We start from the raw sequence: 16,303 nt of genomic DNA on the forward strand, positions 1-16,303 counted from the left end.
ATTCCCGGGGTTGGCCGATATCTCCGTCGCTCCCTGGGGGTCATGATGCGTACCGTCGTTTTCCGCGTGCTCACCGGTGCGGCTGTTGCCGCCTGCGCAACACTCAGCGCGCCGGCCACTGCAGCACCCAGCCATGCTGCCTCGGCCGTCGCTGCAGCCGTGACTCCCGGCCTGATGGGTGACATCTACTACAGCCGGACGGGCACCACCGCGGAGCAGAGCGGGATCTACCGGATGGAGGCGGACGGCAACCAGCCGACGCCGATCGCGCCGTTCGCTCCCGGGGACGTGCTCCTGCCCGAGCACGCGGCGGTGTCATCGGACGGCCAGCGCATCGTCTACCGGACCGTGGTCGACCTTTGGCTCATCAACGCGGACGGCACGGGCAAGGTCCAGCTCACCCACACGGGGCTCGATATCAGCGAGTCCGGGCCGGCCTTCTCGCCCGACGGCCGATACGTCACCTACTCCAGCGACCCAGGCGGCAATTCCGACATCTACCGCCGGGACCTGGTCACGGGCCGGGTGGTCCGGCTCACGACGAGCACCGGCGCCGACTATGACGCGGCGTTCTCGCCGGACGGCAAGTCGATCGTCTTCGTCTCGACCCGGAACGGCTCGCCCAACCCGGAGATCTACCGGATGAACGTCGACGGGACCAACCAGACCCGGCTGACCAACATCGGCGGCAACGACACCGATCCGGAGTATTCGCCCAACGGGGGGCAGATCGTCTTCACGACCGACCGCATCGGTGCCGGCAACTTCGAGATCTTCCGCATGAACACCGACGGGACCGGACAGACCCGGCTGACCATCAACACGTCCAACGACACGGACCCCACCTACTCCCCCGACGGTGGGCAGATCGCCTTCGTCTCCAACCGCGACGGCTCGAGCCAGATCTATCGCATGAACGGCAACGGCACCGGCCAGTTCCGCCTGACCAGCCTGGACGGCAGCTCCTCCACCGGTCCGGCGTGGGCGCCGGCGTACACCGAGTGCCAAGGCCTGCCCGCGACGATCACGGGGACCAGCGGCGATGACACCCTCGTCGGTACGCCGGGCCCCGACGTCATCGCCGGGCTCGCCGGCGACGACACACTCCAGGGCTTCGACGGCGCGGACGTCTTCTGTGGAGGCCCGGGCACCGACACGGTGACCTATGCCGACCACGAGCTCGACGTCACTGCCAACCTCGGCGGTGGCGCAGGCGACGACGGCTCAGCAGAGGACGGCCCGCTCGGCGCACGCGACTCCATCGCCAAGGACGTGGAGAACCTGGTCGGCGGCCTCAGCAACGACGACCTGACGGGCAGCTCGGTGTTCAACAACCTGACCGGAGGGCCGGGCGACGACCACCTGAGCGGCGGGGCCGACGGCGACAACCTCCTCGGCGGCAGCGGTGACGACGTGCTGATCGGCGGTGACGGCGGCGAAGCGCTCCTCGGCGGCAGCGGTGACGACGTCCTGATCGGCGGGGACGGCAACGAGTTCCTGATCGCCGGCGAGAGCGGCGACGACATCCTTCGCGGCGGCGACGGCGTCGACGCGCTCACCGGCAACGCTGGGGACGACGAGCTGTACGGCGGCGACCACGGCGACTTCCTCGAAGGCGGGCTGGACAGCGACGTCATCGATGGGGGGCCCGGCGTCGACACGACCTCCTACGACGGTCGCGTCTCGGGCGTCGTGGCATCGATCGGCGGCGGAGTCGGCGACGACGGCAGCAAACAGGACGGGCCAACAGGTGAGCGAGACACGATCGCCAACAACGTCGAGAACCTGATCGGAGGCCTCGCCAACGACACGCTGACGGGCAACGCGGATGACAACCAGCTCACCGGCGGACTGGGCGCCGACACCCTCCTCGGCCTCGGCGGAACCGATCTCCTCAAGGCTCTCGACGGCGTGAAGGACACCAAGCTCGACTGCGGCGACGGTCCCGATTTCCCGGCCGAACGCGACCGGGTCGGCGTCGTGGACCCGTCAGCAGCCAGCTGCACGGGCGCCTCGTTGGACTGATCCGTCAGCAGTAGTTCGCGTTGGCCAGCGCGGCCTGGGCCTCGGCGAGCCGAGCCTTGGCTGCCCTGAGACGACGCTTGGCGATCCGGATCTTCTTCGCGTTGCCGGTCTCCTGGGCGTTGGCGAGCGCACGCTTCTTCGCCCGCACGTCGGCCTTCGCCGCCGCGATTGCCGCTTGCAGCTCCGCACAGGTCGGCGGCGGGTTCACGGCCTTCGCCGACTTGTCGGAGGTGGCGACCTCGGTCCGGTTCTGGAACTGGTCCGTCACGGTGGCGGTGACCTCGACGCGGAACGTGAAGCCGCGGTCCGCGCTCGTCACCGTGTAGGTCGGCGCCGTCACCACTGGGCTGGTCAGGTTGCACTGGGTGCCGTCCGCGGCACACCGGAACCATCGCCGGGTGAACGTGGGGTTGGTCCCGGTCCAGGCGCCCGCGGTCGACTGGAGCTTGGTCCCGACGTACGCCGGACCCACGACCTTCGGCTTCGCAGTGTTGACCGGCTTGCGCTCGTAGACCGAGCCCGACGTGCCCGCCAGCCGCTCGGGTGACTTGGTGCCGCCGATCTGCCCGACCACCGTGGCCTGGATGACCTTGCCGACGTCATCCACCGTGCTCGTGTAGGCGATGCCCGACTGCGGGAGGAGCAGGCACGCGCTGAGGTTCTGCTCGCAGCGGTACCAGCGGTACTCGAACGTCGTCGCCATCGGAGTGCCGTTGGACCGCCATTGGTTGGACGGGAGGTCGCTCGGGTCGATGGTGAACGTGGCTCCCCACGGTGCCGACGCGGCGTCGAGCAGCTTGGGGTAGTTGGGCGGAGGCGTCGGCTCGGGACCGGCAGGCGCGGCGATCGGCCCGACCGGGTTGGAGAGGACCTCCGTGGAGAACACGGGCGTGACGACGTTGATCGCGCGCACGCCCACGCGCAGGTACTTGCCGACGTCGCCGCTGGTGACGACGTAGGTCCGTCCGGTCTCGCCGGCGATGTTGACGCAACTGGCGGTCGAGGTCGAGGTGCACCGCTTCCACTGGTAGCGGTAGAAGAACGGCCCGGTGCCGCCCCACACCCCGTCGTTGGCCGTCAGCGTGTAGCCCTGGACCGCACTCCCGCTCGGGGCCGCGATGACGCCCGGTGCGTCCACCGCCGACAGCGGCAGGGCGAAGATCCCGTGGCCCTGGGTGCCCGCGATCAGGCTGCCCGGTGTGCCGAAGCCGATGTTGAGGGCCCAGACCGACTCGTTGTCCATGCCGATCTCGCCCGGGGCGTTGAGCTTGGTCGCCGACATCTTGGTCCAGTGCTCACCCCCGTCGACGGTCGCCCACACGCCACTGTTGGTGCCGACAACGATGCGCGGCTCTCCGCCACCCCAGTAGGCCGACGGGATCAACTGGAACGCACGGACCTGCGTCGCGAGGAGTGCGCCCGGGCCCGAGCCGGTGGCGTCGTACCAGGTGAGGCCGCCGTTGGAGGAGCGGTAGACGCTGCTCGTCGTGGCGGCGATCAGCTCGCTGGGGTCGAGCGGCGACACCGCGATGCGCAGCGCGGACTCGCCCGGCGGGATGCCGTCGGAGGACAGCGTCCAGCTCTTGCCGGCGTCGAGCGAGATGTAGAAGCCGGTCGCCGACGCGGCGTACATCAGGCTGCCGGTGCCCTTGGTGAGGGAGTAGGCACCGCCGGTGATGCCGGTCGCCTGGGTCCACTTCACCCCGGAGTCGGAGGAGTAGAAGATGCCGTCGTGGCCGGAACCGGCCGTGCTGACGACGATGTTGGTCGTGCCCGCGGTCGGGAAGACGACCGACTGCACGCCACCCTGGTCGAGCCGCATCGGCTGCGGCGTGTCCTCGTCGACGCCGAGCTTGGTCCAGGTGCCGTTGCCGCTGCCCCGGAACAGGCCCGCACTAGTGGCGAGGAAGATCTGGCCGGACTGCCCCTTGGCCTCGTGCACCTGCTTGCCCTGCGTCGACAGGTTGCCGCTGATGTCGGTCCACGGGCCTGCCGCGGTCGCCGCCGTGAACACCCCATCGGTCTCCGAGCCGGCCACCAGCTGCCCGGGGGTCACGTAGTCGAGCGAGCGGATCCAGTGGTCACCGAGGTTCCACTTCACCCACACGTCCGGGACCGCCGCGTGCGCCGGTGGCACGGTCGCACCCAGGAGCACCAGAGGAAGCAGAGCCAAGGTCAGGACCAGCTGGAGGAGTCGACGCACAGGCGGACCCTAGCGACGTCGCGACCTCGCTGAGGGCACTCTGCGGATTTCTTTCCCCCGTCACGTACCGGGCTGGAACGCCGTCCCGGAGACGCCGACGAACTGGGTGAACGTCGGCAGCCCGGTCGGCCAGATGTTGAGCTGGGCCGTCTGGAATCCGAGCTCGCCGGGGTTGAAGGTGAGCAGGTAGGTGCACTTCCCTCGCGACGGGACCATCGTCGTCGGCGAGCAGGGCGACTTCCCCGAACCCACGGCGGTAAAGCCCGCGCTCGCGCTCTGGATCTCGCTGTCGAACGGGATCGGCCCGCCGCTCTTGTTCGTCACCGTCACCGTCACCGACTTCGCCGTGCCGTACCGCGTGTTGCCGAAGTCGTAGTTGGTCGGGGAGATCGTGAACTGGGGATCGACGCCGTTGCCGTTGAAGGTGAGCGACCGCACCGACTCCGGGATCGAGTGGCCCGACCTGTCGACCAGGTCGATCGACAGACTCCCCGAGGCCTGACCGAGGCTCGTCGGGTGGAAGGCAAGGTAGAGGAAGCAGGTCTCCCCCGGGCCCAGCGGCCGCGGCAGCACGCCGTCGCAGCGCGACGTACCGCTGATCAGGTCGAACCCCGCGCCCGTCGGCGGCGTGACCCGCACCTGGACGTCGACCTTGCTGGTGTTCTTGACCTCGACGACTTTCAACGCGGTCTGGTCGATCACCACGTTGCCGAACTTGATCGACTTCGCGGACACGCTGTACTTCGGCGCGGTCCCGATCACCAGCATCGGCACCAGCTTCTCGGTGCCGGCCCACTCGCCGCCGCCAGGCTCGCGGAGGAAGAGCCGCAGGAAGACCGCGCGCATCCCACCCTGGTGGGGCGTGAGCGCCAGCCGCACCGTGCATGTCTTGCCCGGCTGCACCGGCAACACCCCGCCGCACGAGTCGGCCCCTCGCGTGACGTCCGTGTCGCCGTCAGAGCCGACATCCACACCGATCCGCTCGGGTGCGCTGCTCGTGTTCTTCACCTTGAACGTCTGGAATCCCGACTGCTGCCCGACCGTCACGGTCCCGAACACGTAGGACTCCGGAGACACCGTGTACGACGGCAGCACACCGTTCATCGACACCGGGATCGCGGGCTGCGCGACCCACGGATAGCTGTCGCCGGAGTCCGCACGCCTCACGATGGGGAGGAAGTTGTAGTGGTGCAGGCCGAGCTGGTCGGTCGCCAGCGTGACGGAGATCGTGCAGGACTTCCGATTGTCGAGGAAGCGCTGGAAGGTCCCCCCGACGACGCAGCTGCCCGCCTGGTCGAAGGTCGTGAAGTGTTCGTCGTAGTAGGCCGAGTCGATCGCCGGGTCCTGCGAGAAGGCGAGCTCGATGCGTTGACCGCTGACGTTGGTGATCGTGATCGTCTGCGTGACGGGCGGTGCGCCGACCGTCCGGTCGCCGAAGGTGAGCGTGCCCGGGGGCGCGAGGATCGTGCCCGTGCGCGCGGTGAGACCGATGCTCTTTGCATACTCCGGACCGACGGTCGTCGACAACCGCAGCAGGCCCGAACTGGTGCGGGCATGGTCGCCCGGCTCGTACGAGATCGTGACCACGCAGGCCTGACCGGCCGCCAGCTGGATGGAGGCCGTTCCGCCCCAGTCGAGGACGTCATTGAAGACGCAGTAGTCCAGCGAGTTCTTGAGGTGGCCGCCCTCGATGGTGAAGCCCTGGGCGCGGTCGGCCGACCCGATCCGCGCGCGGAACTCTGCCGCGCCTCCGGTCCTGTTGGTCACGGTCACCGACTGCTCGACGAGGTCGCCCTGGAAGGGAGCGGCGCCGAACTTCAACGTGCCTGGCGAGGCGGCGAACGGCGCCGCGGCATCGGCCGCGGCGCTCAGACCTCCGACGACCAGGCTGGCGCCCAGCAGCGTCGCGGCGGTCGCGGTAGCGACCCGGATCCGTCCCCAGATGTGCCCCATGTGCATCCTCGCTGCCAGAAAGCCCGAGCCGCTTGGTGGTGATCGCGGCATCGAGTCTCGCCTCGCGCGGCCCTGACGTCTATGGGGAAAGCCCGGTGGTGGCGTGTCTCGTCCGTCACACCAAACGTCACACCACGGGCGGGCTCAGCCCAACGGCCACACGACGCCGGTGCGCTCCTCGGACACCGCCCACAGCCGGGCTGCCGCGTCGGTGTCGCGCGACTCCCGCGAGCGCGGGTTCGGGCCCGGCGCTCCGCGCAGGCCCTGGAACCCGGACGGGCCGATGTAGCTGTCCGGCGGCAGGTCGGCGGTGATCGCGTGGAAGGTGGGGCGCGAGCCGAACTCGGCGCTCGTCGCGATCACCTTGTTGCCCACCCACATCAGCTTGTTCATCAGGGGATTGGCGTGGTTGCTCTGCAGGTTGGTGGCGGAGTAGCCCGGGTGGCAGCCGTGCGCGACCACGGCCGACCCTGCCGCGGTCAGCTTGCGCTGCAGCTCGGACGTGAAGAGCAGGTTGGCCAGCTTGGACTGGTGGTAGGCCTTGTTCGGGTTGTAGCAGCCGTCGAGGTCGAGGTTGTCGAAGTCGAGCTGCGGCCCGTTGTGGAGTCCGGAGGACACGGTCACCACGCGGTCCTCGACGTGGGGCAGCAGCAGGTTGGTCAACGCGAAGTGACCGAAGTGGTTGGTGCCGATCTGCAGCTCGAAGCCGTCGGCCGTCCGCCCCTCGGCGACCATCATGATGCCCGCGTTGTTGACCAGCGTCGTGATCGGCTGGTCGCCCCACTCCTCGACGAACCCGCGCACGGACGCGAGGCTGGAGAGGTCGAGCTCCCTGACCTCCGAGCTGCCGGGACCGGGCAGTGCCTTGGCAGCGGCCTCACCCTTGGCCCGGTTGCGTACGGCGAGCACGACGTGCCCACCCGCCGCCGTCAGCTTCTTCGCCGCCTCCAGGCCGATGCCCGAGTTGGCGCCGGTGACGATGTAGGTGCGGCCACTGAGGTCCGGTGAGGTCATGCCCGAAGTATGTCGGTCAGCCCGGCGGCTGGTCCTGCTGCACCGGTACGGCCACCCAGTTGGCGTTAATCCAGGCGATCGTCGCCGGGTCGTGGATGCGCCACTCCATCACGCCGCAGGTCGTGCAGACGTACTGCCAGACCTGGCCGAGGTTGGCCTTGAAGATCCCGCGGACCCCCGGTTGGTGGGGCGGCCACATCGTTGTGTGGGTCGACTGGGACGAGAGCGAGTTGGCCGCTGCGCGGACCGTCGCCGCGCCGCACCGGTGACAGATTCCGTTGTGCATCTCCGGACAGTAGCGATCCTGCGGCTCGGGATCGAGAGTTCAGAAAGTGGCCCCGCGAGCGGACTCAGCACGACGGCGTGACGCCGGCTCGGGCCGCAAATCATCCGATCGGACCAAGACGTCCCTCGCATCAATCGATAGCGTGGCGGCCTCTGGCCTCGGGTGCCGAGCAGTTCCGATGCTCCCCGGATGGCACAGCGGTGACGCCACGCATCGAGGACCGCAACTGATCCACCACAGCCAAGGAGAAGTCGATGCGCAACGCCCTTGCTCGGAGCACCGTTCTCGCCCTCTGCGCGGGCGGCGTCATCCTTGGCGGTCCCGTCGCCGCCGCACCGAACCCACCTGCCGCGGCTGCTGCTGCGGCCCCGGGCGTCAACGGCGAGATTCTCTTCACCGAGCTCAACAACGTCTTCCGCATGGATGCCGACGGGAGCAACCGCGTCCAGCTCACGTTCGACGCCGCCGTTTCGGGGGCTTACGAGAGCCCGACCGCCTCGCCAGACGGCCAGCGAGTGGTCGTCGTCCAACGCAACGAGGGCGGCTCGAACATCTGGGCGATGAACGCCGACGGGAGCGACAAGACGCAGTTGACGCACAGCACCGGCTACAACTTCAGCCCTTCCTTCTCCCCGGACGGCCGCTCGATCGTCTTCGACAGCACACGTAGCGGCGACGCGGACATCTACCGGATGGACGCGGACGGGACGGGCGAGGTGCCACTGACCAGCGACCCAGACGACGACAAGTCGGCCTCCTACTCGCCGGACGGGCTCAGCATCGCGTTCCAGAGCGACCGCAGCGGGGGCACAGAGATCTATCGAATGGCGGCCGACGGCACCTCCCCCACTCGGCTGACCAACAACACCACCATCGACATCCACCCCGCCTTCTCGCCGACCGGCCAGATCGTGTTCACGGCGTACCGTCACGGTACGTCGAACCCCGAGATCTACCGGATGAACGCTGACGGCTCCTCTCCGACGCGGCTGACGAACAACACCACACAAGACTTGTATCCGGCCTTCTCGCCCGACGGGCTCCAGGTGGCCTTCGTCAGCAACCGCGACGGCGGCTACGAGATCTTCACCATGAACTCCGACGGCAGCGCGCAGACCCGGATCACTCCGCTCGGCGACGCGAACTTCGGACCCTCTTGGTCAAGCGCCTACACCGACTGCCAGGGCCGGGGCGCAACCATCACCGGCACCAATGGCGACGACATCCTCAAGGGCACGCCGGGACCCGACGTGATCGCCGGACTCGGCGGCAACGACACCTTGCAGGGGTTCGACGGCGCCGATGTCTTCTGCGGCGGCGCAGGCAACGACACCGTCACCTACTCCGACCACGAGGATGGCGTGACAGCCGACCTCACCGGCGGCACCGGCGACGACGGCTCGGCCGAGGACGGCCCGCTCGGCGCGCGGGACTCGATCGGCAAGGACGTGGAGAACCTCACGGGTGGATTCGGCGACGACGACCTGACCGGAAGCTCGGCATTCAACTACCTGTTCGGCGGGGTCGGCGACGACCGACTGGCCGGAGGCGCCGACGGCGACAACCTTGAAGGCGGCAGCGGGGACGATCTCCTCCTCGGCGGCGACGGTAGCGAGGCCCTCCTCGGCGGCAGCGGCGACGACGTCCTGATCGGGGGCGACGGCAACGAGTTCCTGATGGCGGGAGAGAGCGGCAACGACGTCCTCCGCGGGGGCGACGGCAACGATGCCCTCACTGGAAACGCAGGTGAGGACAGCCTCTTCGGCGGCGACCACAACGACTACCTGGACGGTGGCTTCGACAGCGACATCCTGACGGGTGGCCCCGGAACCGACACCACGGCGTATTCAGGGCGCGTCGCTCGGGTCGTCGCCTCGATCGGCGGTGTCACCGGCGATGACGGCAGCAAGCAGGACGGGCCTTCCGGCGAACGCGACACCATCGCCAATAGTGTCGAGAACCTCATCGGCGGCAGCGCTGACGACACGCTGTCGGGCAACGGCGATGACAATCAGATCACGGGTGGTCCCGGCGCCGACACGATGCTTGGCTTGGCCGGAACCGACAAGATCTTCGCCGCAGACGGGGTCAAGGACGTCAAGATCGACTGTGGCGCCGATGCCGACTACCCCGCCGAGCGAGACCAGATCGGCCCCGTCGCTGACCCCTCGGCCTCCAGTTGCACGGGAGCGGTGCTGACGCGGGCGTAGGCACTGGGGATCGAGGTCAGAAAGTGGTCTCGCAGCCGGTGCTCTGGCCGAAGTCGACATTGGTGCAGGTGTCGTCACCGCCCTGGCCGTGCGCGTGGTCCTCGTCGCCCTCGGCTGCGGTCGGCTTGCCGCCGTCGATGTAGTCGTCACCGAAGGGCGTGGCCGGGTCGTCAGGTCCGTTGTCGCCAAAGAGCGAGTCGCCACGGCCCAGGCCGAAGATCAGGTCGTTGCCTCCACGGCCGTGGACCAGGTCCGTCTTGTCGCCTCCGATGAGCACGTTGGCCTCGTCGTTACCGATCAGGATGTTGGTCTTGTCCTTGACGCCGCGCACGCTCTCGATGCCGGAGAGGGTGTCGTCGCCGACGCCCTGCGCGAACGGCGGGTTTCCGGTGAAGGGATGTGTGCGGAGCTCGGCAGAGAACCCCGACTCACCCTCGTCCACGGTGTCGCCCTGGTAGGAGACCATGTCGCCGTGCTCGCCGGTGCTCGTGACCGCGTCGTTGTCGCCGCCGTCGACGAAGTCGTCACCGCCGCTCGGGAAGAACAGGTCGTCGCCCGCCCCGCCCTCGAGCACGTCGTCGCCGTTCTTGCCCTTGATGAGGTCGTCGCCGCCCCCACCGATCAGGTGGTTGTTGTGGCGGTCGCCGACGATGCGGTCGTCGAACCGCGTTCCGACGACATCCTCGATGTCGCGGAAGTCGTCGCGGTCGTTGCCGACCAACGCGACCTCGTCGGTGAGGTCGACGCGCACTTTCGTCGTGGCCTTGGCGTAGACGATCCGGTCGGCACCCTTGCCGCCGAACAGGTTGTCGTCACCCCCGCGCCCGTCCAGGGTGTCCTTGCCGCCGCCGCCGTAGATGACCTCCTTGCCGGACTGCCCGATGAGCACGTCGTCGTACTTCGTCCCGGCGACGACCTCGACGCCCACGATGCCGCCCGACGGACCGCCCGCGACCGGCGTGACCAGTCCGGTCGAGAGGTCGACGCGCACCCCGGCGGTCAGTTCTTTGTAGCTCACGGTGTCGGCGTCCTTGCTGCCCCCGGTGATCAGGTCCTGCCCGAGGTCGGCCCCGCTGAACTCGTCGCTGTCGTCCTGGCCGAACAGCTCGTCGCGCCCGGGCCCACCGTTGATGAGGTCGTAGCCGGCACCGGCGCACACGTAGTCCTCGCCACCGCCCGCGTTGATGACCTCACTGGCCGGCCCGCCCTGGATGACGTCAGGTCCGCTCGTGCCGTTGATGGTCGTGACGCCCCGAGGCAGGTCCTGGAACGAGATGGTGACGGCATGGCCGGCGCACGTCGCGCCCGCCTCCGCAACCTCAGCAGGAACGACCAGCACGCTCCCGAGCAACACGATCACGGACCCACGGCTGGACCACCTCATGCACATCAGGTTCCCACGCGCACCGGCCTCTGCGGAGGAATCCTCCAAACGGAGGATGGTGCCTCCAAGCAAAATCTGGCCCACTTGTCGCGGGGAGGGGTCCGCCGCACCGAGGAGATGGACCCATGTTCCGACGCGCCTCCAAGACCGTCACTCCCGCGCCGGTTGCTCGAATGCCCCGCACCACCTTGGTGCTGACCTTCGCGCTCGGTGTCGCGTCCTGGGCGCTCGTGACCAACCTGGCTTCCGCCGACGACACCGTCGACCCGACCACCCAGGTCGATTTTGTCGAGATGACGCCGCCCAAGGTCATGCTCAACAAGAAGTCGATCTCCAAGGGCGGCGCAGCGTTCGTCACTGTGATCGGCGGCAACAGCACCGTGCCCTCCAACGCCACGACTGTGCGGCTGGAGCTGACCGTGACCGCCGGCCGCGGATCGACGGGGGGCTACTTCACGGTGTTCTCTCGAGGCGACATCGCGGCCGGTCCGGGCGCCCACATCGAGTTCACATCAGAGTCACCGACCGTTGTCACCCTGACCAGGCACGCTGGCCTCAACGACGAGCTCGTGGTCAAGAACAACAGCCTCGCGAGCGCATTTGCCACCCTCAAGATCACCGGCTACTCCACGCAGGTCGCCGCCGCGGGGATCAACAGCGATGCCGCCGAGGAGGGCGACGTCCTCACCGCTGACGGCGACGGCACGGCTGCATGGCAGCCGCCTGGGGGGCCGACCGAGTCGGAGTGGGTCTCCTTCCAGCCTGTCAGCTCGTTGGGCTACCAGACGTTCAACCTCATCACCGTGGGGCCCGTGTCCGTCAACTTGGAATGCATCAACCCGACCTTCAATCAACTTCAACTTCCCGACGTCCTCACGGTGTCCGGCCCGGCGGGATGGAAGTTGTACCGACCGAGCGGAATTCAGGCAATCAACGCCACCGGTCTCTATGACGGAGTGGCCGTCGCTGACGACTCAGCCGCCAACGCGGTTGGTGGGGAGATGATCGTCCGAGGGCCGAATGGCGAGGGCTTCACCCTGCAGGCCGCCATCGATCCCAACTGCTCGGGTTACGCGTCAGCGCTCGGCGACTAGCAAGGGACGTCCGCTCAACGACGGTAGTCGGCGACCACCTTGAAGTGCGCAAGCTTGGTCTTGTCGGCGCCCACCGGGACGTCGCGCTCGTTCAAGCGGGTCACGAAGTTCATCGCGAGCTGGTAAGTCCCTGGGTGCACGCGGAAGGTGACGTCGCCGTGCGCCGCGGGGCGATGCTTGTCGACGATGTTGTTGCCGTCGGGATCTGTCACGACGAGGAACTCGATCTGGCCGGTTCGCCCACGATCCCAAGCCAGATCAACCCGACCACGATGGTTCACCTCGAGCAGCGCCCGAGGCTGTGAATCAGCGATCACTCCGAGACCGCAATCGGGGCCTTCGCTGTTCCGGATGAACACCGAGTGCTGGGCGACGAACCGGACCGTGTTGAAGGCTCCATGATTCGCGTCGGCCTCCCCGGACGTCGAGTTGTCGACCTGCCCGTTCTCGGTCGTCTCCTTGCTCACTGCAGTGAAGAGCTGGGAGACGGTCGCGGTCCGGCGGCCGGTCGCCGGGGTGAAGGTCCTGTGCTGATGCATCGGATCGTGGGGGACCCCGCAAAGGCTGCCTGCGGCGACACGGGCGTAAGCGTAGGAGTCGACCTCTCCGTCGACCGGCGCGGCGGCGGCCGGCGCGGCGGGCACGAGCACTGCTCCGGCAACCACAAGCGCGATCGCAGCTGTGGCGACGGGGACGCGCGACGACAAAGGAGGGGTCATGCTCGCCACGCTAGGGCGAATTGTCGTACGGCGACAGCCCGATGCGATAGGCAGGCAGGCTCCGTCGGAATTTTGCTCCCCGGGTAGGAGTCGAACCTACGTCGCTTGTCCTGATTCAAAGTCAGGCGGGCCCTGCCGGCAGACCAACCGGGGATTGCTGGTCCCAGCGTAGAGGCCGACCTCATCGGTCATTGCACCGCTCCAGGAGTCGGAGTCCGGCTAATCTCCCGCCGTGGCTGAGGAGACACCCGAGACAGGTACGCCGTCGTACGGTCGGTTCTCGGTGCGCAACGACGACCCTGCGCCGCGCCGTCGCCTCGTGCCCGTCGTCGCGGGCGCGACGGCCTTGGCTCTCGTCATCGGCGTCGGGTGGGGCTTGATCGTCTGGTGGCGTGACGCACCCGAGATCCGCGACGGACACACGGTGATCGGTGCGGCAGAACTGGGGCCCGGCGACTGCGTGATGCTGACCGAGGATCGGGTCATCGCCGGCATCGAGGTGCTGCCCTGTGCAGAGGAGCACGATGCCCAGGTCTACGCGGTCTTCACCCTGGGCGCCCACGACCTCGGCACCCAGCCCGCCATCGACCTCGCCAGCCGAACCGGCTGCATGGCGCGTCGAGCTGTGGCGAAGCGGATGGTCCACGACGGCGCGGGAGTGAACCTTCGGTGGTACACGCCCGACATCACCGACCCGGCATCGTCCGGGGCCGTGATCTGCCTGTTCACCGTCAGCGCAGCAGGTCGCGCGCGATGACCATCCGCTGGATCTGGTTGGTGCCCTCGAAGATCTGGGTGACCTTCGCGTCGCGGAAGAGCCGCTCGACCGGATACTCCCGGGTGTAGCCGTTGCCGCCGAACACCTGGACAGCGTCCGTCGTCACCTTCATGGCCGCATCGGTCGCGGTCAGCTTGGCGATCGATGCCTGCCGGGAGAAGGGCAGTCCGGCGTCCTTGAGGCGTGCCGCGTGGAGGTACGACGCCCGCGACCGCTCCACGGCCGCAGCCATGTCGGCGAGCATGAACTGCAGGCCCTGGTTGTCGCCGATCGGGCGGCCGAACTGGACCCGCTCCTTGGCGTAGTCGACCGAGAAGTCCAGTGCGGCCTGGGCGATGCCGGTGGCGACGGCCGCGATGCCGAGCCGACCCGCGTCGAGCGCGGAGAGCGCGACCTGCATGCCGCGTCCCTCCTCGCCGATCAGCTGAGCGACCGGGATCCGCGCGTCGTCGAAGAGCACCTGGGTGGTCACGTCGCACGCGAGACCCATCTTCTTCTCCGGCGCACCGAAGCCCATCCCCGGCGTGCCGTCGGGGACGATGAAGGCGGACAGGCCGCGCTTCGGGTCGGGTGAGGTGCGGGCGAAGAGGATGTAGTAGTCAGCGCACGAGCCGTTGGAGATCCACTGCTTGGTGCCGTTGACGACGTAGGCGTCGCCATCGAGTACGGCAGAGGCGCGGATGCCGCTCACGTCCGACCCGGCCTGCGGTTCGGACAGGCAGTAGGCGCCGAGCCAGTCACCGCCGAGGAGCTTCGGCAACCACTCCTGCTTCATCTCCTCCGACGCGTTGGCTGCGACCACCGTCGAGGTGAGGCTGTGCACGCTGGTGCCGACGCCGACGCTCGGCCAGGCGGCTGCGATCTCCTCGATGACCTGGAGGTAGACCTCGTAGGGCTGACCCCCGCCGCCGTACTCCTCGTCGAAGGGGAGGCTCAGCAGCCCGGACCGCCCCAGCAGCCGGTAGGCGGCCTCGGGGAAGACCGCTGCCTCCTCGGCCTCGTGGACCTGCGGAGCGAGCTCCTTGGTTGCGATCTCCCGGGTCAGCTCGAGGAGCTCCCGGGCCTCGTCACTGGGCAGCAGCCGCGTCACGCTCGTCACCCGGGTCACTCTAAGGAACTAGTAGGTGAGCTCCTCAAAGGGGGCGACGTCGAAACGACCCGTCGTCTGCACGGTGATCGTCTGGATGCCGACCGGCTCGCCGTCACGGTAGGTGATGAGCGCATAACCGGCCGGCCGGCGCAGCTTCACACCGAGCGCGATCGCGTAGGAGGCGCCGCCCGCCGTACCGACCGTGTAGGTGTAGCCGCGCTCGCCCTCGGGCCCCTCGACCAGGGCCGGGCCGTACTGCGTGTGGGTGTGGCCGCCGACCACCAGGTCGACGCATCCGCGATCGAGGGCCTCCCGGCCGAGGTTGACGTCGTGGACGAGCAGGGTGTCGATCCGGTCACCGTCGTCGTCGGCCGCACAGGCGGCGTCGGCGAGCCGGGTGCGGACCTCGTCGAAGGTCAGTCCCGTCTCGTCCTGCCAGCTGCCGAGCCCGCTGGACCGGGGGTCATCGGCGCCCATCAGTCGGGTGTCCCCGGGACCGTCCAGGACGTCGCCGTCGTCGAAGTAGTGCCACCCGAGGTCGCTCAGGTAGGACCGCACGAAGCGTCCGTGGTCGTGGTTGCCCGCGACGGCCCAGCCGTCGTAGCCGTCGTCGAAGGCGTCGTCGAGGGAGTCGAGCGAGAAGGCCTCCCACTTCTCCCCGGTCGAGGTGTCGTCGCCCGTGTCGAAGACGGCCGTCGCGCCCGCCCGCTCGGCGATCGCCCGCGCCACCTGGTCCATGCCCACGTTGTCGTGCCGGTCCGAGAGCAGGAGTACGACGGTCTCCCCGTCCTCGGGCTCGCGCAGCTCGAGCTCACTGGCGGTCTCGGCGGCGTGCGCGTAGAACTCCCGGCCCTCCTTGTAAGAGTCGATCGCACTCCGGACCAGGCGCTGGGTCTCGTGCGTGGTGGTGTCGGCGAGCACCTCGAAGTCCTGCAGCTCGTCGGGGAGCTCGACGTCGGGCCCGACGAAGGTCCGCAACGCGACCCAGTGCTCGGGCTGGTCGTTGCGCCCCGGTCCCCCGAGACCGCGCCACGGCGTGGTCAGCCCGATCACGACGAGCGCGACGACGACCAAGCCGACGACGCCGTTGCGCGTGGGCAGCGCGTCGACGATCTCCTTGCGTCGCCGCTCACCCAGCAGTACCCAGACCAGCAGCGGGATCAGCCCGAACGCCAACCCACGCGTGACCGCATCGATCGCCATGTCCTCGACCGCGTGCCGGACCTTCGCGATCTGGGCGTCCGGGTTGCTGCCGATCGCCGCGTAACGAGAGGTCAGCTGCTCGACGGACCGGGCGTCGGTCTTGCCGAGCTCGATCTCGACCCCGACCGGGCCACCCGAGTCGGTGCGCACGTCGGGCAGCACCGCTCCCGTCCGTACGACGACCTGCCCGCTGAAGCTCGGCTGGACCCGCGCCTCGTGGCTGGCGACCTCGACCGTGCGCTCACTGGTCAGGAAGAAGCCGCCCGCGGCGAGCGCGGACAGGAGGAGCCAGACGACGAGGTAGATCGCCGCCGGGAGCCAGGCGCGGAACCGCTCCATCTCCC

The 16,303-nt window shown here is 68.6% G+C and carries 12 protein-coding genes and 1 tRNA gene; 4 read left to right on the forward strand and 9 right to left on the reverse strand.

Going from position 1 to position 16,303, the window contains the following annotated elements; all coding sequences use genetic code 11:
- Positions 1-42 precede the first annotated feature (42 nt).
- Positions 43-2,025 carry a PD40 domain-containing protein gene (locus tag F0U44_RS03605; protein WP_149726857.1) on the forward strand — a complete coding sequence of 661 codons (1,983 nt, stop codon included), beginning with the start codon at positions 43-45 and terminating at the stop codon, positions 2,023-2,025.
- Between the two features lie 4 nt (positions 2,026-2,029).
- On the opposite strand, the gene F0U44_RS03610 is transcribed toward F0U44_RS03605, so the two are convergent.
- The 4 genes from F0U44_RS03610 to F0U44_RS03625 all read right to left on the reverse strand — a co-directional run bounded on the left by F0U44_RS03610 (position 2,030) and on the right by F0U44_RS03625 (position 7,481).
- Positions 2,030-4,228, reverse strand: a complete 2,199-nt coding sequence (locus F0U44_RS03610) for a WD40/YVTN/BNR-like repeat-containing protein (RefSeq protein ID WP_149726858.1) — start codon at positions 4,226-4,228, stop codon at positions 2,030-2,032.
- Between the two features lie 60 nt (positions 4,229-4,288).
- On the reverse strand, positions 4,289-6,181 hold the full coding sequence (locus tag F0U44_RS03615) for a choice-of-anchor D domain-containing protein (protein ID WP_188113304.1): 1,893 nt from the start codon (positions 6,179-6,181) through the stop codon (positions 4,289-4,291).
- A gap of 144 nt (positions 6,182-6,325) precedes the next feature.
- Positions 6,326-7,195, reverse strand: a complete 870-nt coding sequence (locus tag F0U44_RS03620; RefSeq protein ID WP_149726860.1) for an oxidoreductase — start codon at positions 7,193-7,195, stop codon at positions 6,326-6,328.
- A gap of 16 nt (positions 7,196-7,211) precedes the next feature.
- Positions 7,212-7,481, reverse strand: a complete 270-nt coding sequence (locus tag F0U44_RS03625; RefSeq protein ID WP_149726861.1) for a hypothetical protein — start codon at positions 7,479-7,481, stop codon at positions 7,212-7,214.
- 254 nt (positions 7,482-7,735) lie between these two features.
- Here F0U44_RS03625 and F0U44_RS03630 point away from each other — a divergent pair, with 254 nt between their 5' ends.
- On the forward strand, positions 7,736-9,691 hold the full coding sequence (locus tag F0U44_RS03630; RefSeq protein ID WP_149726862.1) for a DUF5050 domain-containing protein: 1,956 nt from the start codon (positions 7,736-7,738) through the stop codon (positions 9,689-9,691).
- Between the two features lie 16 nt (positions 9,692-9,707).
- Here F0U44_RS03630 and F0U44_RS03635 read toward each other — a convergent pair whose 3' ends face one another.
- Entirely contained in the window at positions 9,708-11,075 is a 1,368-nt protein-coding gene (locus F0U44_RS03635) for a calcium-binding protein (RefSeq protein ID WP_149726863.1), read from the reverse strand.
- Positions 11,076-11,200: 125 nt separating this feature from the next.
- Between F0U44_RS03635 and F0U44_RS03640 the strand changes: the two genes are divergently transcribed.
- On the forward strand, positions 11,201-12,169 hold the full coding sequence (locus F0U44_RS03640) for a hypothetical protein (protein ID WP_149726864.1): 969 nt from the start codon (positions 11,201-11,203) through the stop codon (positions 12,167-12,169).
- Positions 12,170-12,183: 14 nt separating this feature from the next.
- Here the strand turns inward: F0U44_RS03640 and F0U44_RS03645 are convergent, their stop codons facing one another.
- Together F0U44_RS03645 and F0U44_RS03650 are read right to left on the reverse strand one after the other, a co-directional pair.
- The gene (locus F0U44_RS03645) at positions 12,184-12,897 is read right to left on the reverse strand and encodes a hypothetical protein (protein ID WP_149726865.1); all 714 of its coding nucleotides are present in this window, start codon (positions 12,895-12,897) and stop codon (positions 12,184-12,186) included.
- A gap of 66 nt (positions 12,898-12,963) precedes the next feature.
- Positions 12,964-13,042, reverse strand: a tRNA-Gln gene (locus F0U44_RS03650).
- A 78-nt stretch (positions 13,043-13,120) separates the two neighbouring features.
- Here F0U44_RS03650 and F0U44_RS03655 point away from each other — a divergent pair.
- A complete protein-coding gene (locus F0U44_RS03655; protein ID WP_149726866.1) occupies positions 13,121-13,645 on the forward strand; it encodes a tumor necrosis factor receptor family protein in 525 nt (174 codons plus the stop codon).
- Here F0U44_RS03655 and F0U44_RS03660 read toward each other — a convergent pair.
- Both F0U44_RS03660 and F0U44_RS03665 read right to left on the reverse strand, forming a co-directional pair.
- Complete coding sequence (locus F0U44_RS03660) at positions 13,620-14,765, reverse strand: acyl-CoA dehydrogenase family protein (protein ID WP_246160276.1); 1,146 nt, start codon at positions 14,763-14,765, stop codon at positions 13,620-13,622. The two genes, F0U44_RS03655 and F0U44_RS03660, sit on opposite strands and share 26 nt — an antisense overlap.
- 18 nt (positions 14,766-14,783) lie before the next feature.
- Positions 14,784-16,298, reverse strand: coding sequence for a metallophosphoesterase (locus F0U44_RS03665; RefSeq protein WP_149726867.1), 1,515 nt, complete (start codon positions 16,296-16,298; stop codon positions 14,784-14,786).
- Positions 16,299-16,303 lie beyond the last annotated feature (5 nt).

Source organism: Nocardioides humilatus, assembly GCF_008373755.1.
Classification (GTDB): Bacteria; Actinomycetota; Actinomycetes; order Propionibacteriales; family Nocardioidaceae; genus Nocardioides; species Nocardioides humilatus.